A 19,010-nucleotide genomic window follows, 5' to 3' on the forward strand; every position below is an offset into this window, starting at 1 on the left:
AGGAGCCCACCCATGGCTATCATCGAAGCTATCCATGCCCGCGAGATCCTAGATTCACGGGGTAACCCGACCATTGAAGTCGAGGTTCTCCTGGATGACGACAGCTTTGGCCGTGCAGCCGTTCCCTCCGGTGCATCCACCGGCGCGTTTGAAGCCAATGAGCGACGCGACGGAGACAAAGAACGCTACTCAGGTAAGGGTGTTCAGCAGGCGGTTGATGCCGTCATCGATCAGATCCAGCCGGCACTGCTCGGCTTCGACGCTGCCGAGCAGCGCGCCATCGATCAGGTCATGATCGACCTCGACGGCACGGACAACAAATCCAGTCTGGGCGCCAATGCCATGCTGGGAGTCTCGCTCGCCGTTGCGCGTGCCGCTTCAGAATCTGCCAAGCTGCCGCTTTACCGCTACTTGGGCGGACCGAACGCGCACGAGTTGCCGGTCCCGCTGATGAACATCCTCAACGGCGGATCCCATGCCGATTCCGACGTCGACATTCAGGAGTTCATGATCGTCCCGCTGGGTGCCTCTTCCTTCTCCGAGGGCCTGCGCTGGGGTGTAGAGGTCTACCACGAGCTGAAGTCCGTTCTCAAAGGCAGGGGCTTATCCACTGGCCTGGGCGATGAAGGTGGTTTTGCCCCTAATCTGCCCTCGAACCGTGAAGCACTCGATCTCATCCTTGAAGCCATCAACAACGCCGGCTACACGCCCGGAACGGACATCGCCCTTGCGCTGGACGTAGCCTCATCAGAGTTCTTCCAGGATGGAAAGTACGCTTTCGAGGGCAAGTCTCTGGACGCAGACGCCATGAGCGCGTACTACCAAGAGCTGGTTCGGGACTACCCGCTCGTATCGATCGAAGACCCGCTGGATGAAGACGACTGGCAGGGCTGGAAGACACTCACCGACGCTATTGGTGATCGTGTCCAGCTGGTCGGCGACGACCTCTTTGTCACCAATCCCAGTCGGTTGGAAAAGGGCATCAACAGCGGCACGGCAAATTCGCTGCTGGTCAAGGTCAACCAGATCGGCACCCTGACCGAAACGCTCGACGCGATCTCCATGGCTCAGCGTGCGGGATACACCACGATCACCTCACACCGCTCCGGCGAGACCGAAGACACCACGATCGCAGACCTCTGCGTTGCAACGAACGCGGGCCAGATCAAGACGGGCGCTCCCGCGCGCTCCGAACGTGTGGCCAAATACAACCAGTTGCTGCGTATCGAGGAAGAGCTTGACGACGCCGCACGTTATGCAGGTCGCAGGGCTTTCCCGCGTTTCACGGCATAACAGGAACACTTACGGTGGGTACCCTCGTTAACAACGGGTACCCACCGTTTTCGTAGTAGACCGCTCAGCAAGGAGGCCCATGGCACAGCGTCGTCCCTCCGTTCCGCGTACCAGAGGTCTACCTGGCGGTGCTGAACGCGGTGGGTCCGGTTCAGTTTCGGCAAAAGAGTCACGCCAGCAACAGCAGACTGGTCATGAATACATCATCAGCGCCGAGAAAGAGGTCACCGAGACTGGCGAACACCAGATCATCCGGGCCAACTTCGGGGCGAAGCTGACGAAACCGGCAAAACAGGCAGCGCCGCCAAAGCCGACAAAACAGGCAGAGCCGCCAAAGCCGACGCCGCCTGCGCCCCCACCCGAAGCTAAAAAACCTCCAGCCAAGAGCAATAAATCCGAGGAACGAGCGCGTGCCAGAACACAGCTCTCCTCCGCCATTCGGAAGGGACGCGAAAAGCCAGGCTCCAGTACCACTGCTGCACAGTCTGCGCCCGAACCAGTTCCGGCAAAAAGGTTCTCTGGAAGACTGCTGGCGCTCGCCGTCGTACTCATCACCATCATTGTCATGCTGGCGCCTTCCGTACGCGTCTATATTCAGCAAAGCTCAGAGATCGCGACGCTGGAAAGTGAAATTGCGGTTCAGAAGGAACGGCAACAAGAGATCGAGAGCCAGGTGGCACGGTGGGAAGACCCATCGTTCATCAAGGCCCAGGCCAGGGAACGCCTGTTCCTGGTCATGCCGGGGGAGAAGCGCTATCTGGTGAAAGGCGTGGATGGTTTCAAGGAGTCGGAGAATGAAGTAGCTGGCGCGGCTCCGGCGGATCTTGCGTGGGTCGATGCGCTCTGGGATTCTGTTCAGCGTTCAGCAACTGCAAAATAGTAATGTCGGGGACCTGTTTCCACGAGACGAACTTGAAAGGTAAGGACCGCACTGCATGAGCGACAACGTTGCAATGGCACCCACGCAGGAGGACCTGGACACCCTGAGCCTGCAGCTGGGCCGTCCTGTCCGCGATGTCGTCGAAATCGGTGCGCGGTGTGTTTGCGGTAACCCACTGGTTGCTACGACCGCGCCGCGTCTATCCAACGGCATTCCTTTTCCCACCACGTTCTATCTCACGCACCCGGTCATCACTGCAGCAGTATCGCGGCTGGAGGCGGCAGGTGTTATGACCGAGATGAGCGAACGTCTCCTGACGGATCCCGGTCTCGCCAGCAGTTATCAGGCGGCGCACGAGAATTATTTAGCGAGCCGCAATGGCGTTGGACACCGAACCGGGGTGGGCGCGGTTCCGGAGATCGATGGCGTGTCTGCCGGGGGGATGCCAACGCGGGTGAAATGCCTGCACGTACTGGTAGGGCACTCTCTGGCGGCCGGCCCCGGTATCAACCCGCTCGGTGATGAAGCGTTGGCGGGCATCGACCAGTGGTGGAACCGCGAGCAGTGTTGGTGCAAGGGCGCTTGGGACACCAACGCCAGCGTCCCCAACCAGGAGTTGAGCCGGCATGCCCGTACACAGGGGCTCAGTCCGGAGGAACTGCAACAGAAAAAAGCGGAGCGTCGCGCGCCCTCGGGGGACCGCACATGAGCAGGGTGGCCGCCATTGACTGCGGCACAAACTCGATCCGACTCCTGATAGCCGACGCCGACCAAGGCGCCCTCACCGACGTGGTGAGACTGATGCGCGTGGTCCGGCTAGGCGAAGGCGTTGATGCCACGGGCAGGTTCAGCGACGCAGCACTCGAACGCACCCTTGCAGCAACACGGGAGTACGCGGAACTGATTGAACAGCACGACGCCGGCCGGATTCGATTCGTTGCAACCTCGGCTACCCGCGACGCCGCCAACCGGGAGGTCTTCTTTGATGGTGTCCGCGAGCTTCTCGGTGTGGAACCGGAGGTCATCAGTGGCGATGAGGAAGCGTCCCTGTCCTTCCAAGGTGCGGCCAGTGTGTTGAGCCTGGATCAAGCTGACAATCTGCTGGTGGTGGACCTCGGTGGCGGCAGCACCGAATTCGTCATGGGTAACGCTGACGGAGTCACAGCCGCGAGGAGTATGAACATGGGCTGCGTCCGGTTCACGGAAAAGTTCCTGTCAACCGATCCGCCCACGGCGTCGGAAATCGCCATGGCTGTCGGGAGTGCGCGCGAGCTGATCCACTCGGCGTCCATTGACGTCCCCCTTTCGCAGGCCACAGCCCTGGTGGGGGTGGCTGGCAGCGTTACCACTATCACGGCACACGCTCTGGGCCTGGAGGAATACAGTTCCGAGGCCATTCACGGGACTGAATTGCCCCAGCAGCTTACTGCGGATGCATGTACTGATCTGCTGACAATGCCGCGATCGGTCCGTGGGGAACTGCCGTATATGCACCCCGGAAGGGTAGACGTTATTGGCGCCGGCGCACTGATCTGGCGGACCATCATCGACGAACTAGCTGAACGCACCAATGGCCGAATCGCCTCGACCATCACCAGCGAACACGACATCCTGGATGGAATCGCTCTGAGCATCGCATCGTCGGAACGGCGCTGATGTGGCTGTGTCCCGCCAGAAAATGACCGCAGCCTCTCGACGCACCCTCAGCGCCGTCGTCGTGCTGGTTCTTTTGGGTACCTGGGCCGCGGCCCCGGCAGGTGCTGCTGATGATATCCGCAGCAAGGAGTACTGGCTCGAGGATTACGGCATCACAGAAGCCTGGAAGACGTCTAAGGGAAAGGGCGTCAAAGTTGCTGTCATCGACAGCGGTGTGGACGGTAGCCACCCGGATCTGAAGGGCGTTGTAGTTGGCGGTACGGACGTTTCCGGGGTTGGTGCCGCAGATGGCCAACAGGGCATTGGCATAACGCCGGAGCACGGCACACTCGTTGCTTCGCTGCTCGCCGGGCGCGGGCATGTTGATAAAGGTCCTTCGGTATCGCCTTCCCCGAGCGCCAAACCAGACCCCATGGACCGCTACGGTCGTGGGCCCGAAGGGATCGTGGGTGTTGCTCCGGAGGCAGAAATACTTGCAGTATCCGCCTTCATCGGGCAGGACAATCCGGGCGGGATCAGCATTGACGAACAGATCCCGAACGCCGTCCGATGGGCCGTGGACCACGGTGCGCAAGTCATCAATATGTCTTTAGGCAGCACTTCCGCTTCCTGGCCCAAGGCGTGGGACGCAGCCTTTCTGTATGCCGAACAGCACGACGTCGTCATCATCACGGCGGCTGGAAACCGTGGGGTGGGCATGGTGCAGGTAGGCGCTCCCGCTACGATCCCCGGTGTCTTGGCCGTTGCTGGACTTGATGTCGAAGGCAGGGCAAGTTGGGACTCATCGTCCCAGGGGATCACCATCGGGGTTGCTGCTCCGGCGGAGAAACTCGTGGGAGCACTGCCCGGAGGGCTCTATGCCAACTGGTCCGGAACCTCAGGCGCCGCACCCCTGGTCGCGGGCGTCGCTGCTCTGATCAGGGCTGAATATCCTGATATGTCTGCGGCGCAGGTCATCAATCGGATCATCACGACCGCCACTGACGCCGGGGTGCCCGGTCTTGACCCGATCTATGGATACGGAGTGCTCGATGCGGCGGCTGCGGTGACGGAGCCAGTCCCCGTGGTGGCAGTGAATCCGCTGGGTACCATCAGTGATTGGATCCGGGTCCATCGCCGTGGAGCCGTACCAACGCCCACCGCGGCGCAGCCTCCATCGAAGGAGGACAAGCCTGCCGAACCGTTGGCGCCCGAGCCAACCGTGCCAGCGGCGGTCGAACCAGCCTCGGAGCATTCCGGATTGCCCGCGCTCATCATGTTGGGTTTCGGCACGCTGATCGTTTTCATCGCGGGTGCGGGTGGATATCACGTCCTCCAGGCGCGCCGTCAAACCGGCGAAACTTCCCTTGACGACGCTGACGATGAGGCCTCGTGAAGATTTTCACAAAGTGAACGGCCGCAGCTAGACTGGGGCCATGGCATCCCATCCTGAATTTATTGATCGTCCGCGCGTTCTTGTTGTCGGCGGCGGCTATGTTGGTCTGTATGTAGCCATGAAACTGCAGAAGAAGGTTCGGGCGCATGGTGGCATCGTGACTGTCGTTGATCCGGTCCCCTACATGACGTACCAGCCCTTTCTGCCTGAAGTAGCGGCCGGAAACATCGAGGCGCGTCACGCTGTTGTATCCCACCGCACCCACCTCGGCGCGAGTGAACTCATCAGTGGCCGAGTCACCTCCATTGACCACGCGCAGCGCAAGGCAGTAGTGGCTCCGGTAGATGGTTCCGCTCCATTCGAGCTTGGTTACCGCGACGTCGTGATTGCCGCTGGTGCGATCACTCGCACGTTCCCCATCAAGGGTTTGGCAGAACAGGGTATCGGCATGAAATCCATTGAAGAAGCCGTTGCCGTGAGGAACAAGGTGCTTGAGCGCATCGAAACCGCATCTCTTCTCCAGGACGGCCCGGAACGTCGGCGGATGCTCACATTTGTCGTCGTCGGCGGTGGATTCGCAGGTATCGAGACCATTGCCGAGATCGAGGATCTGGCACGGGCCACAGTCGCGAAAAACGATCGGTTGACGCACGAAGATCTGCGCTTCGTTCTCGTTGAGGCCATGGGCCGAATCATGCCTGAGGTCACCGAAGAGCAGGCTCTCTGGGTCGTCGATCACCTCCGTTCACGCGGCATTCAGGTGCTGCTCAATACCTCGCTTGCCAACGCCGAGGGCGGGCTGCTGCAACTGATCAACATGCCGGACAAGTCTGCGGCGGATGAATTCGAGGCGGATACTCTGATCTGGACAGCCGGAGTCCAGGCAAACCCGATGGTCCGGTTCACAGATTTCCCCATCGATGACCGCGGACGTGTCCGTGCCAACGCTGAACTGCGGATTACGGGCGACGACGGACCCATTGACGGCGCTTGGGCGGCCGGAGACGTTTCCGCCGTTCCTGATCTGTCCGGAGGCGGCGTGGGCGGATTCTGTGTTCCGAATGCTCAGCACGCGGTGCGTCAGGCCAAGCGCCTCGCCGCAAACCTCTATGCCGAGCGCTATGGCGTGGGCAGGGTGGCTGAGTACAAGCACAAGAACCTCGGCGCGGTAGCTGGGTTCGGAGTGTACAAGGGCGTGGCCAACATCATGGGCCTCAAGCTTCGGGGTGTCCTCGCCTGGGCCGCACACCGCGGCTACCACGGCATGGCTATGCCCACTTTTGAGCGGAAGTTCCGCGTGCTGTCAGGCTGGTTCTCCAGCTTACTTTTCCGTCGCGACACCACGCAGCTCATGGACCTGCAGACGCCACGCCGCCAATTTGAAGAGGCAGCTACTCCCAAACCCAAGCCAGCCGCTCAGGAAGCTCCTGCCACCGCGCAGGATTCTGCTGACAACCGGACGGCCGAGAAGCAGCCCGCGAACTAGTAGGACTCAGTGTTCGGTGGCGGCGGGAGAGATCCGGCCGCCGTCGATCTTTAACGGTGTTTACATCCCGTATTCTGGGAGATGCACTTCGCGGCCCCAGTAGCCCAATGGCAGAGGCAGGAGACTTAAAATCTTCACAGTGTGGGTTCGAGTCCCACCTGGGGCACCGGCCAGTCCCCTTCCTGCGCGAGATCACCCTTTAGCGCTCAAAGTACGGGTTGCTCGGGGTGATCTCGGCGGCAGGGGGTGACCTCGCGATTGGCTGAAAGGCGCGCGTAACGGCGCCAAGGGTGGGAGTGGAATCTTCAGGAGGAGTTGTCCGTTGTCATTGGTAGACTTGTTCACACGCTCCACCCCATAGATGAAGGACACACAGCACATGGCAACTGGCAGTAACCCTGTCTTCAACGGCAAGAACTTCCGTGCCCAGACCCGGGGCGGAAACTACTCTCAGGGCGGTGTGGCTCAGGGTGCACCTGAATCCATGTCGGCACAGCAATTGCAGGACATGTACAACGGGCCGTCAGCAGGCCCAACTGACACTGGCCGCATGACGTTCGACGACGTCATCGTCAAGACGCTGGCATGCCTCGGCATGGTACTCGTCGGTGCGGCCATCCCGGCGTTCATTGTGCCGCAATTTGCAACGGTACTCATGATCGTTGGGGTTGTCGGCGGACTTGTGCTGGGCCTCGTCAATGCTTTCAAGCGCGAGCCCGTGCCTGCACTGATTCTGGCCTACGCCGGTTTGGAAGGCCTCTTCCTTGGTGCACTGACCATGTTCCTTGAGGCACAGTTCCCCAACATTGCTCTGCAGGCGATCATTGGTACCCTCTCCGTTTTTGGTGTCACTCTGCTGCTGTTCCGCAGTGGCAAGGTGCGGGCTACCCCCAAGGCCATGAAATTCTTCATGATCGCCATCATCGGCTACGGGGTCTTCAGTCTCGTCAATATGGGGCTCATGATCTTTGGCGGCGTTAGTGACCCATGGGGCATCCGTGGCATGGATATACCGGGCACCAACATTCCGTTCGGTGTTGTGATCGGCTTATTCGCGATCGGTCTTGCGGCGTTCTCTCTGATCATTGATTTCACGTCGATCTCTGCCGGTGTCAAGAACGGAGCCCCGCGGCGCTACTCCTGGACGGCGGCCTTCGGACTGACGGTCACGCTGGTCTGGCTGTACGTTGAGATTCTGCGGCTCCTAGCCATCATCCGCGGCAACGACTAGTAGCTGATCAGCAGATAGGTGGGCCCCCGACGATGGTCGGGGGCCCACCTATGTTAATTGGCGCGTCGCTGAAAGCACCCGTGCATCGTCCCTCCCCGACCTGGAGGAATTCTCCCAACGGTGGACTCTCTGGACAGGAATCCGTACACCACCGGATGTGGAAAGGTTGAGCCATGAGACGCCCGAACAGTCGTCAAAATTCTCCGCTCGCCTTCCAACGATCCATGGCCAAGGCATCTTCGGAGAACGCGTCGGAGGATGTGCCATATGCGCTTCGTGTTTCCGCCGCGTGGGCATGGCGCCTCGGTCTGATTCTCGTGGTCTCCGGGATCCTCATCTGGTTGCTCAGCAAGGTCTCGCTGATCATCATTCCACTCATGGTCGCTGGGCTACTGGCGGGTCTGCTGTCCCCGGTGACGGAAGCGATGCGCAGAAACCGTGTACCCGGCTCCCTGGCTGTCACCATCACGGTCCTGGGATTTCTCGGCATCATCGTGGGCGGATTATCGCTCGTGGGGCAAGAACTGGTCCGTGGATTCTCCGACCTCAGAGACGAGGCGATTGAGGGCGTCAACAAAGTTGAACGCTGGCTATCTGATGGCCCGCTGCATCTCACCACCGACCAGATCGGCAATTACGCCAAGGACATCGGAGAGGCCGCCCAATCGAACAGCAGCACTATTGTCTCCGGTGCACTCTCTTTTGGAAGTACTGCCGGCCAGTTAGCAGCGGGCTCACTGCTCACCGTGTTTGCGCTGATCTTCTTTCTGCTTGAAGGAAACCGGATCTGGGGTTTCGCCGTCGGACTCATGCCGCGAAAAGCACGAGCAGCCACTGACGGTGCAGGACGCAAAGGCTGGGTGTCCATGGTGCACTACGTTCGCACTCAGATATTTGTGGCGTTCGTCGACGCCGTAGGTATCGGGGCGGGCGCGGCAATCATTGGTGTCCCGCTCGCGCTTCCACTATCCGTGCTGGTCTTTATCGGCTCTTTCATCCCCATCGTCGGTGCCCTCTTCACCGGTTTTCTCGTCGTCGTACTGGCCCTGGTGGCGAACGGCTGGGTCAACGCACTGATCATGCTTGCGATAGTTTTGGTGGTACAGCAGATCGAGGGCCACATCCTTCAGCCACTCGTGATCGGTAAGGCCGTTGCGCTCCACCCACTCGCAGTCGTCCTTGCCGTAGCCGCCGGGTCCCTCCTTGCAGGAATCCCCGGGGCACTCTTCTCGGTACCATTGTTGGCAATCGTCAACACCATGGTCCGGTACATCGCAACCCGCCAGTGGGAATCTGATCCCGCGCTGGGTGCGCCGCCGAGCAGAGCCGAACTCATACAGGACAATCACAACGAGGCCACACCATGACACCATCACCGCAACCGCAGCTGCCAGTAACGCTCAAGGACATCGAGGCTGCTCGGACGCGTCTGGAAGGAGTCATTGCCAATACTCCGATTGAGATTTCACGAGCACTGGCCCGCCAGCTAGGATCTGACGTCTTTTTGAAATGTGAAAACCTGCAACGCGCAGGTTCGTTCAAGCTTCGCGGTGCGTACAACCGGATGTCCCAGCTCTCCGAGGACGAAAAGTCCCGCGGCGTTGTTGCCGCCTCGGCAGGGAATCATGCTCAGGGTGTGGCAGTTGCCGCCAGCCGCCTCGGCATACGTGCACGCATCTACATGCCGCTGGGTGTCGCACTGCCCAAGCTGGCCGCAACCCGGAGCCACGGAGCGGAAGTTCTGTTGCACGGACACACCGTTGATGAAGCACTGGCGGAAGCGCACCGCTACGCCGAAGAATCCGGAGCCGTCGTGGTACACCCCTTTGATCACGCCGATGTCGTGGCAGGGCAGGGAACAATCGGTCTGGAGATTCTTGAACAGGTACCCAATGTTGACACCATCCTCACCGGCGTGGGCGGCGGAGGATTACTGGCTGGAGTTGCCGTTGCTGTCAAAGAACGCGCTCGCCAACTCGGCCGCGAGATCAAAATCATTGGAGTTCAGGCTGAGAACGCTGCGGCTTACCCACCGTCGCTCGCTGCCGACGCCCTGGTCCCGCTGAATCGGGTATCAACCATTGCGGACGGTATCGCCGTTGGCCGGCCAGGACAGATTCCCTTCTCGATCATCAAGGAACTGGTCGACGACGTCGTCACGGTCAGTGAGGACGCGCTTGCCCGAGCCCTTGTCTTCCTACTCGAACGGACCAAGCTCGTCGTAGAACCTGCCGGTGCCGTTGGAGTCGCGGCCATTATGGAAGGCAAGATCAAGAACACCGGCAATACGGCAGTCATCCTCACCGGTGGCAATATAGACCCCATGCTGATGCTCAAAGTCATCCAGCGCGGTCTGGCAGCAGCTGGCCGGTACTTGGTCGTACGCATCCTCCTGGATGATAGACCGGGATCACTGGCAACCATCTCGCAGATCATCGCCGAATCGGACGCCAACGTCACCGGGGTGGATCACAACCGAGTGGGAGGCTCCATCAGCATGGGCGACGTCGCCATCACCATCAACATGGAGACTAAAGGCGACGAACACTGCGAGCTGGTGCTGGGGAACCTGCGCGCAGCGGGGTTCCGCCCTGTCGTGGTTCACGGTTAGCCGATGCTCGCAACACGTGCTCGGAAGGGGCTGGTGACCGTTGCGCTTTTCGCGGCGGTTCTGGTGGCCTGTTTCATCCTCGATCAGCTCAGCAACAGGTACTTTACGCGTCTGCTGTCCGTGGACCCACGTGACATCGATGGGCTGGACGGAATTGTGTTTGCGCCGCTTCTACACGCCGATGCAGCCCATTTGACCAGCAACATCTTCCCCCTGGTGATCTTCGGATTTCTGGCGTTCCTCGACGGTGCCCGGCGGTTTACTCTCGCGGTCGCTATGAGCTGGGGCGCCTCAGGGCTGGGTGCATGGCTGTTCGGATTCGGTCCCACGATCGGGGCTTCCGGCGTCATCTTTGGCCTGTTTACCTACCTGTTGGCCCGCGGCTTCTACAACCGAAACTGGAAGCAGATAGCCCTCGCCGCAGTTCTATTCCTCGTCTATGGGTCAATCCTCTGGGGCGTCCTCCCACTGGGAAACAGCGGAATTTCGTGGCAGGCGCATCTTTTCGGTGCCATGGGAGGGCTCGGCGCCGCCGTCGTACTACGGCAACAGCGCCGCCACACGCAACGAGCAGGTACGACAAAGGGCGAGCCAACCGGCTCGCCCTTTACCTGAGAATAGGTTAGCTCGAGTAGGGCGTGGCGGAAATGATTTCCACCGCGATCTCATGTCCGTTCGGGGCCGTGTACATGCGCTTGTCCCCAGCCTTGGCGCCATGAATGGCTGCTCCGAGAGGGGATTTCTCGCTGTAAACGTCCATGTCTGTGTCCCCGGCTACTTCACGGCTGCCCAACAGGAACGTTTCTTTGTCTCCTGCAATGAGTGCCACTACCTGCATGCCGGGCTCAACGATGCCATCGTCCGCGGGTGCTTCGCCGACGTGAGCGTCCCGTAGGAGCTGTGTGAGCTGCCGGATGCGGGCCTCTGATTTGCCCTGCTCTTCCTTGGCTGCGTGGTAGCCACCGTTTTCTTTGAGGTCTCCCTCGGAGCGGGCCTGCTCAATGCGGGCAACGATCTCAGTACGACCCGGGCCGGACAGTTCATCCAGCTCAGCGTTGAGACGGTTGTAGGACTCCTGAGTGAGCCACGCGGCTGGTGCGCTGTTGGTGGACACGGCATCTCCTTAGATACTTCCGGGCCACAGGGCGTGGCTCAGCAATGACAGTATTCATTTGTTGGATTTCATGTGAATGGTCCAACAAACAAGAACCCCGCCAGCGGGGACCAATTATTTCCTTGATCACCAGAAGGGCGGGGTACAACGTATTTGATTCATTGTAGTCATCATCGCGATATAACCCAATATGGGAATAGTGCTGCGCGTTGAGTGAAGAACGCGCTCAGGTCGGTGTGTCGAGTATCCAGCACGAGTCGATTCCGCCGCTTACGCCGGGCGATTCCAGGCGTAACTGCGTACGGTGCGCCGTCGTCTGTTCATCGGAGGGACCGATGGTGACGGTCTTCCAGCCGACAATGGCATAATTTTCGCTCAGAACAGAGACAGCGCATTCAACCGTTGACTCCGGGGCCTTGGTGATCTGGTAATCCACAACGGCGTGCAGATCATCAGTGCCAATGGAAAAGCCGACATCCTGTGTGCTTACGGGTTTGAGCGCGAACATCGCGGTGAACACGCCCGTCAACACGATGGTGAGGCCAAGGGCTACGATGATGCTGATCTTTTTGGTACGCGAAGACACCCCCGGCTTGGGCGCGCCGTACCGATTCGCTAATCTGGAACTGGAAGTGTCAGCAGCGATTTCCTGCGGAGACGAATTGCCATCGATTGTGGAGGATTCGCCCGGCGTGGGGCTCTGCTCGGTACTCATACCGACATTTTATCGTCTTTGACTCGCATAGCCATTTCAGGAGCCACTCGTGAGCAGTCCGCAGAACCATCCCTTCCCCGCCGCAGGGTTGCGGCTGCTCGCCGTCCATGCGCACCCCGACGACGAGTCGAGTAAGGGAGCCGCGATGATGTCCAGCTATGTGGCGGCCGGCGCCGACGTCATGGTAGCCACCTGTACCGGAGGCGAGCGCGGCGACATCCTGAATTCAGCGATGCTTTCCGAACCGCACGCACACTGGGACCTGCCGGGACTGCGCAGAATCGAGATGGCCGACGCCGCCCGTGAACTAGGAGTGCAGCACCGGTGGCTGGGCTTTACTGATTCCGGCTTGCCGGAAGGGGACCCGCTGCCGGACCTGCCCTGGGGGTGCTTCGCTCTCCAGCCGCTCGAGCGGGCCACCGCACCGCTGGTCCGTCTCATTCGGGAGTTCCGGCCGCATGTGATCATCAGCTATGACGAGAACGGCGGCTACCCGCACCCGGACCACATTATGGCCCACAAGGTGACGGTAGAGGCTTATCATGCAGCAGGCGAGGCAGGGAAATACCCGGGCACTGGCGAGCCGTGGACTCCGTCCAAGCTCTACTACGACCGCGCATTCAACCCTGAGCGGTTCAAGGCGCTGCACTTGGCCCTGGAGGAATCTGGCATCAAATCGCCTTTCGCGGAGCGGATCGCGGCATGGTTGGAAGAAGACGCAGAGGGACACACGCCACCGGCATCGCTGCACCCGACGACAACGCAGATCGAGTGCGGGGACTTCTTTGAAAACCGTGAGCGTGCCCTGCTGGCACATCGCACGCAGATCGAGCCGGGGGGTTTCTTCTTCGCCGCCACGAACGATATGCAGCGCAAGGCATGGCCGTGGGAGGACTATTCGCTCATCGATTCGCGGGTAGAAACGACGGTGCCTGAAACGGACCTCTTTGCGGGCATACGATAGGGGCACGGGTCCAACCGCCCCGCGTCTGAGGCCAGACACCACTCCCGAAAGAGATATACCTTGGGATTCGCCCTTCACCTGCTGCTGACCGCCACTCCTCCCCCCGGAGGAGACCTGCGCGAGGGCTTGAACGCTGACCAGGTCAGCCCTGGTCTGACGGGATTCATCGCGACGTTCGCCGTCGTCGCCGTCACCATTTTGCTGATCCTCGACATGACCAGGCGGATCCGCCGCGTGCGGTATCGCAACGATCAGGAGCCAGTCGGCGGAAGCCCGGTCGGGTACGGGGACGCGGAAACCGGAGGTACCGCCGTACCGGCGGAGAGGAACCAGCTCGACGACGAGGGCGGGGCGCCTCCGCACCGGGACTCCCCGGACCCGGGCCCGGATACGAAGGTTTAGGACCATGGGCGGCAGGCTCAGCAGCGAAGCCTCGGCATACCTGCGTCAGCACGCCCACAATCCGGTGGACTGGTGGCCCTTCGGAGATGCTGCTTTTGAACAAGCACGGCTGCGCGAGGTGCCAGTATTCGTTTCTGTGGGCTATGCGGCCTGCCACTGGTGCCATGTCATGGCGCACGAATCGTTCGAGGACGATGAACTTGCCGGGTACCTGAACGAAAACTTTGTCAGCATCAAGGTGGATCGCGAGGAGCGCCCGGACGTCGACGCTGTTTATATGGCAGCAACCCAGGCGATGACGGGTCAGGGGGGATGGCCGATGTCGGTCTTCACCCTCCCTGATGGCCGCGCGTTCTATGCCGGTACCTATTTTCCGCCAGAGCCCCGGCACGGAAGTGCATCCTTCAGGCAAGTTCTCGAAGCCATTAACGACGCCTGGTCAAACCGCCGTGAGCAGGTTGAGGCCAGTGCTGAAGGACTCGCCGGCAGTCTCGGCGAGGCGCAGCAGCGCAACCGTGCGTTACTCCTGACGCCGCCGGGCACGGATCCATCGTCTCGGCACTGGGCCGACGCCGCGGTGGAAAAACTGCTGAAGCAGGAGGACCGGTACCACGGGGGCTTCGGCAATGCCCCCAAGTTCCCGCCGTCGACCGTTCTGCCCTTCCTTCAGAAGTTTGCCGCAGAACGCCAACCGGAGCCCGCGGAGCTCACAGAAGCGGCTTCCGGACTAGTAGACCGCACCCTTGAATCAATGGCCGTCAGCGGTCTCTACGATCAGGTAGAGGGAGGGTTTTCGCGCTACACGGTTGATGCTGCCTGGGCCATACCGCACTTCGAGAAGATGCTCTACGACAACGTTCAACTGATCCGCAGCTATGCCTGGTGGTCGGCTTCAGCGGACTCACCCGAACATCAGCAATTGGCTGTTGATGTGGTCCGTAGAAGCGCTGACTGGATGATCCGCCGGCTGCGGGTAGCTGACGGCGCGTTTGCCTCTTCATTGGATGCTGACACGCTGATCGATGGACACGCGGTGGAGGGCGGCACTTACACGTGGACGGTCGAACAGCTCTCCGAGATACTGGGAGCCGACGACGGCCGTGCTGCCGCAGAGCTTTTTGATCTCAGCACTGGCCTGATGGAGACGGGTGCATCTACATTGCATCCGGGACGCCTGTGGAACGTGGATGAGAGAGCTCTCTGGGACCGGCTCCGGCCCGCTCTGCAACGTGCACGGGACCGTCGTCCGCAGCCGGCACGTGATGACAAAGTAGTGGCCGGGTGGAATGGTCTGGCCGTTGCGGCACTGGCGGACGCGGGTGTCCTGCTCAAGGATCAGGAACTGCTCTCCGCGGCCAAACGAACCGCCGAATACTTGATCGACGTCCACTGCCACGACGGCAGGTTGACCCGGGTCTCACACGATGGCAAAGCCCAGGGCATCGAGGGAATGCTTGAGGATTATGCTGGCGTCGCGGAGGGGTATTTCGCTCTGTATGCGGCCACGGGCGAAGAGCATTGGTACCGCGAGGGGGAGCAGCTGGTCCACGCAGCCGGTCAAAAATTCATGATCGACGGCGTGTTGCGGGACAGTGCCGTAGTCAGCCCGCAGCTGGCGCGGGCGCAGGCCACGGAATCAGCTGCTGACCCTCTAGACGGACCATCGCCCAGTGGGACGGCTCTCTACGCCGGTGTACTTGCCACCTACGCCGCATATTCGGGTTCAGAGCCGGACCGGCAGAGGGCCGAGGACATTGTTCAGCACGCCATGGTCCTTGGCGACCAGGCTCCACGCGCTGTGGGCTGGGCCATGGGAGTTGCCCACACCCTGTTCTACGGGCCGGGGGAACTCGCCGTCGTCGGGCATGATCGGGACCAGGTAGTGGCAGTTGCCTGCAGCGCCCGCCGGGTAGCCGGTCCAGGGCTGACAACAGCCCTCGACGACGGCAGTGAGGTCGGGGTTCCGCTAGTGGCTGGCCGCTCTGGTCTACCCGGGCTGCAGGCCTACCTCTGCCGCAACATGGTTTGTGGCATGCCGGTCTCCACCGAGGAGGAGCTCGTTCGGCTGCTGCGTTGATGCCCTATTGCGAGTGGTTCAGCACCGCGATCATGATCGCAATGTAGTGCGCTGCGAAAGCTGCCACGGTGAACGCATGGAACAGTTCGTGAAAGCCAAAAGCCGTGGCACTGAAATTTGGTCTTTTCAAGGCGTAGAAAACTGCACCCGCGATGTAGAGGGCGCCGCCAACACAAATCAGTACCGCGGCGGAGGGGCTCGCGGCGAAAAAGTCCGGAATATAGAACAGCGCGCCTAGGCCAAGAACAATGTAAATGGGTACGTACAGCCAGCGGGGTGCGTGCAGCCACAGCAACCTGAAGGCAACACCAGCAATGGCGCCGCTCCAGATGAGCCAGAGCAGGAGGACAGCTTTAGGCCGGTCCAGCAATGCCCAGGCCAGTGGCGTGTAGGACCCTGCTATAACCAGCATGATGTTGGTGTGGTCCAGCCGTTTGAGGATGACTTTGGTTTTGGCGGACCAATTCCCGCGGTGATAAATAGCGCTGATGCCGAATAGCAGCAGTCCAGTGATTGCGTAGATCGCGGAGGTGATTTTGGCAGACGGCGTGGGTGCCAGGACCACGAGGACAATGCCTGCAGCCAACGCTAATGGCGCCGCTACGGCATGGATCCAGCCGCGCCAAGTGGGCTTGCCTTCAAGAACGTCCGCCATTTTCTCGGCAGCGGAGTCGAGGGTGCCAGCCTTGGTGCGCGGAGCATCCCTGCGTTTCATAGCTCGGGGAGTCATGGCCTAATCCTAAGCTACGGTCGCGTAAGTTACTGAACGGTAACAAGCACGAAGAGGTATCGGAACTCGGGATTGCCCAGCCGGAAAGGTACGGTAGGAAACGACAGCATTCCACTCAAATAGGATAGGTGATCCGCGTCATGCAACTGCCCGGGATCATCTACGACTTTTACGAGCGAAAGCTGCTGTGCGCTCTGGACAGGGACGCCATACCTGGTCACGTTGGGGTCATGGTGGACGGAAATCGTCGCTGGGCACGCGCGTTCAATGCCCCCACCCGGCATGGCCACCAGGCTGGCGCCGAGAAAATTCATGAGTTCCTTCTCTGGTGCCAGGAACTTGGAATCAAAGTCGTCACGCTCTATATGCTTTCGACAGACAACATGAGTCGCTCAGCGGAGGAACTCGATGAGCTGATGGGCATCATCGCCCAGACACTGGACAGACTGGACCAGAATGAAAAAGTCAGTGTTCACGCCATGGGCGCACCCGAGCTACTGCCGGACTACCTCGCTGAACGCCTCTGCAGACTCGCCGCAAAATCTGGCGGAACCGAACCACTCCACGTCAATGTCGCCGTCGGCTATGGGGGCCGCCGGGAAATCGTGGACGCTGTCCGCGAACTGCTGAATGACAAGCTCGACGCCGGTGCAGACATTAGAGATGTCGCCAACACTCTCTCCGTAGACGACATATCGCAGTACCTCTACACCCGTGGACAACCGGACCCGGACCTGGTCATCCGTACCTCCGGCGAGCAACGTCTCTCGGGTTTCCTCATGTGGCAGAGTGCGTACAGCGAGTTCTACTTCTGCGAAGCGCTATGGCCGGCTTTCCGCAAGGTTGATTTCCTCCGCGCTCTCAGGGACTTCGCGGGACGGCAGCGGCGCTTCGGTTCCTGACCGGCGTCGTTCATTTCCAGTTCACCCGGACTTCGCGATGCTTTCAGGTAACGACACAGCCAGACCGGGCCCTATATGGCATCCTCAGGCGTAGTCTCAAAGCATCACGTCACAACTACATATAGCCCGGAAAATTCCCTATAACTCGGGGCAGAGTCCCCGGACTGGAGTCACAGTGGCCGTTGCAGAGCAGACCCACACCAGAAGCTACGTCATCGACACTTCGGTGTTGATCTCGGACCCCCGGGCCATCACCCGCTTCGCCGAACATGAGGTGATCCTGCCCGTGGTCGTCATTTCGGAACTCGAGGCCAAACGCAACGACCCGGATCTTGGATACTTCGCCCGCAAGGCACTGAGGCTCCTCGATGAGCTCCGGGTTCTCCACAACGGACTCAGCACACCTATCCCGCTGGGGGACATGGGCGGCACCCTCAAAGTTGAACTGAACCACGTCTCAACAGAAGTGCTGCCAGTGGGCTTCCGGGGCGGCGACAATGACTCCCGCATCCTTGCCGTCGCGAAAAATCTGGCCGACGAAGGCCGCAACGTTACCTTGGTCTCCAAGGACCTCCCCATGCGTATCAAGGCCTCCGCCATGGGCCTGCAGGCCGACGAGTACCGCAACGAGCTCGTCAAGGACTCCGGCTGGACCGGCATCAGCGAACTGGACGTTGCGGACGACGACGTCAACATCCTCTACACCCACGAGCCAGTCTTCATTCCGGCAGCCGCCGAGCTTCCGGTCAATACCGGCCTCGTGATGCTTTCCAGCCGCGGCTCCGCGCTGGGCCGGGTGGGTGCCGATAAACAGGTTCGGCTGGTCAAGGGTGACAGAGACGTGTTCGGGCTGCACGGACGATCCGCGGAGCAACGCCTGGCCATCGACCTACTGATGGACCCCGAGGTTGGGATTGTTTCCCTCGGTGGGCGGGCTGGAACGGGTAAGTCCGCGCTGGCCCTGTGCGCAGGACTTGAAGCAGTGTTGGAGCGCCAAGAACATCGCAAAGTGGTGGTCTTCAGGCCGCTGTACGCGGTCGGCGGTCAGGAACTCGGCTACTTGCCGGGCTCCGAATCCGAGAAAATGAACCCGTGGGCACAAGCCGTCTTCGACACGCTGGGTGCACTCGTGTCGCAAGAGGTCGTGGAGGAAGTCATGGACCGCGGAATGTTGGAAGTCCTTCCCCTTACTCACATCCGGGGGCGATCCCTGCACGATTCCTTTGTCATCGTGGACGAAGCTCAGTCGCTGGAAAAGAACGTCCTACTGACCGTGCTCTCGCGCATCGGGCAGAACTCGAAGGTCGTCCTCACGCACGATATCGCGCAGCGCGATAACCTCCGGGTGGGTCGGCACGACGGCGTCGCCGCCGTCGTCGAAACGCTCAAGGGCCACCCGCTGTTCGGCCATATCACCCTGACACGCTCGGAGCGCTCGCCGATTGCGGCGCTCGTCACGGAGCTCCTGGAGGAAGCGGAGATCTAGCACTCTCTCCCTCCCCACCCCTCCCATCCAATCCGGCCGAGGTCGGGGTTTGTCGTCGAGGTCACCCGTTGTCATGGGTGACCTCGAC

General features: G+C 60.7%; 18 protein-coding genes and 1 tRNA gene. 16 read left to right on the forward strand and 3 right to left on the reverse strand.

The window, feature by feature from the left end:
* The first annotated feature begins 12 nt into the window (after nt 1-12).
* The 11 genes from eno (at nt 13) to JOE65_RS05960 (ending at nt 11,147) form a co-directional block, all read left to right on the forward strand.
* A complete protein-coding gene (gene eno, locus JOE65_RS05910; RefSeq protein ID WP_205162351.1) occupies nt 13-1,293 on the forward strand; it encodes a phosphopyruvate hydratase in 1,281 nt (426 codons plus the stop codon).
* Between the two features lie 79 nt (nt 1,294-1,372).
* Nucleotides 1,373-2,173, forward strand: a complete 801-nt coding sequence (locus JOE65_RS05915; protein ID WP_205162352.1) for an FtsB family cell division protein — start codon at nt 1,373-1,375, stop codon at nt 2,171-2,173.
* A 55-nt stretch (nt 2,174-2,228) separates the two neighbouring features.
* Nucleotides 2,229-2,882 carry a DUF501 domain-containing protein gene (locus JOE65_RS05920; protein ID WP_205162353.1) on the forward strand — a complete coding sequence of 218 codons (654 nt, stop codon included), beginning with the start codon at nt 2,229-2,231 and terminating at the stop codon, nt 2,880-2,882.
* Nucleotides 2,879-3,829 (forward strand): Ppx/GppA phosphatase family protein, encoded by a 951-nt coding sequence (locus tag JOE65_RS05925; RefSeq protein ID WP_205162354.1) that lies wholly within the window; start codon nt 2,879-2,881, stop codon nt 3,827-3,829. Before JOE65_RS05920 ends, JOE65_RS05925 begins: the two co-directional genes overlap by 4 nt.
* Nucleotides 3,830-3,851: 22 nt before the next feature.
* Nucleotides 3,852-5,204 (forward strand): S8 family peptidase, encoded by a 1,353-nt coding sequence (locus tag JOE65_RS05930; protein WP_205164044.1) that lies wholly within the window; start codon nt 3,852-3,854, stop codon nt 5,202-5,204.
* A 40-nt stretch (nt 5,205-5,244) separates the two neighbouring features.
* Nucleotides 5,245-6,690, forward strand: coding sequence for an NAD(P)/FAD-dependent oxidoreductase (locus JOE65_RS05935; protein WP_205162355.1), 1,446 nt, complete (start codon nt 5,245-5,247; stop codon nt 6,688-6,690).
* Between the two features lie 93 nt (nt 6,691-6,783).
* Nucleotides 6,784-6,856 (forward strand) — tRNA-Leu (locus JOE65_RS05940).
* A gap of 213 nt (nt 6,857-7,069) precedes the next feature.
* A complete protein-coding gene (locus tag JOE65_RS05945) occupies nt 7,070-7,921 on the forward strand; it encodes a Bax inhibitor-1/YccA family protein (RefSeq protein WP_205162356.1) in 852 nt (283 codons plus the stop codon).
* Nucleotides 7,922-8,145: 224 nt separating this feature from the next.
* Nucleotides 8,146-9,288 (forward strand): AI-2E family transporter, encoded by a 1,143-nt coding sequence (locus JOE65_RS05950; protein WP_239536908.1) that lies wholly within the window; start codon nt 8,146-8,148, stop codon nt 9,286-9,288.
* Nucleotides 9,285-10,532: a threonine ammonia-lyase gene (gene ilvA, locus JOE65_RS05955; RefSeq protein WP_205162358.1), complete on the forward strand. Its 1,248-nt coding sequence runs from the start codon at nt 9,285-9,287 to the stop codon at nt 10,530-10,532. The genes JOE65_RS05950 and ilvA overlap by 4 nt, the downstream gene beginning before the upstream one ends.
* A gap of 3 nt (nt 10,533-10,535) precedes the next feature.
* Complete coding sequence (locus JOE65_RS05960) at nt 10,536-11,147, forward strand: rhomboid family intramembrane serine protease (RefSeq protein WP_205162359.1); 612 nt, start codon at nt 10,536-10,538, stop codon at nt 11,145-11,147.
* Nucleotides 11,148-11,154: 7 nt separating this feature from the next.
* Here JOE65_RS05960 and greA read toward each other — a convergent pair whose 3' ends face one another.
* On the reverse strand, nt 11,155-11,646 hold the full coding sequence (greA, locus tag JOE65_RS05965; protein ID WP_205162360.1) for a transcription elongation factor GreA: 492 nt from the start codon (nt 11,644-11,646) through the stop codon (nt 11,155-11,157).
* Between the two features lie 226 nt (nt 11,647-11,872).
* Nucleotides 11,873-12,361 (reverse strand): DUF4307 domain-containing protein, encoded by a 489-nt coding sequence (locus JOE65_RS05970; protein WP_205162361.1) that lies wholly within the window; start codon nt 12,359-12,361, stop codon nt 11,873-11,875.
* 49 nt (nt 12,362-12,410) lie between these two features.
* Here JOE65_RS05970 and mca point away from each other — a divergent pair, with 49 nt between their 5' ends.
* The 3 genes from mca to JOE65_RS05985 are packed head-to-tail and all read left to right on the forward strand — an operon-like array spanning nt 12,411 to nt 15,804.
* Nucleotides 12,411-13,325 (forward strand): mycothiol conjugate amidase Mca, encoded by a 915-nt coding sequence (gene mca / locus JOE65_RS05975; RefSeq protein WP_205162362.1) that lies wholly within the window; start codon nt 12,411-12,413, stop codon nt 13,323-13,325.
* A 60-nt stretch (nt 13,326-13,385) separates the two neighbouring features.
* On the forward strand, nt 13,386-13,727 hold the full coding sequence (locus JOE65_RS05980) for a hypothetical protein (RefSeq protein ID WP_205162363.1): 342 nt from the start codon (nt 13,386-13,388) through the stop codon (nt 13,725-13,727).
* Between the two features lie 4 nt (nt 13,728-13,731).
* Entirely contained in the window at nt 13,732-15,804 is a 2,073-nt protein-coding gene (locus JOE65_RS05985; protein WP_205162364.1) for a thioredoxin domain-containing protein, read from the forward strand.
* Nucleotides 15,805-15,808: 4 nt separating this feature from the next.
* Here JOE65_RS05985 and trhA read toward each other — a convergent pair whose 3' ends face one another.
* Entirely contained in the window at nt 15,809-16,459 is a 651-nt protein-coding gene (trhA, locus tag JOE65_RS05990; protein ID WP_205164045.1) for a PAQR family membrane homeostasis protein TrhA, read from the reverse strand.
* 215 nt (nt 16,460-16,674) lie between these two features.
* On the opposite strand from trhA, the gene JOE65_RS05995 reads away from it, so the two are divergent.
* Both JOE65_RS05995 and JOE65_RS06000 read left to right on the forward strand, forming a co-directional pair.
* The gene (locus JOE65_RS05995) at nt 16,675-17,436 is read left to right on the forward strand and encodes an isoprenyl transferase (RefSeq protein ID WP_205162365.1); all 762 of its coding nucleotides are present in this window, start codon (nt 16,675-16,677) and stop codon (nt 17,434-17,436) included.
* A 175-nt stretch (nt 17,437-17,611) separates the two neighbouring features.
* Entirely contained in the window at nt 17,612-18,922 is a 1,311-nt protein-coding gene (locus JOE65_RS06000; RefSeq protein WP_338021556.1) for a PhoH family protein, read from the forward strand.
* Nucleotides 18,923-19,010 lie beyond the last annotated feature (88 nt).

The sequence above is a fragment of the Arthrobacter roseus genome, assembly GCF_016907875.1.
Classification (GTDB): domain Bacteria; phylum Actinomycetota; class Actinomycetes; order Actinomycetales; family Micrococcaceae; genus Arthrobacter_J; species Arthrobacter_J roseus.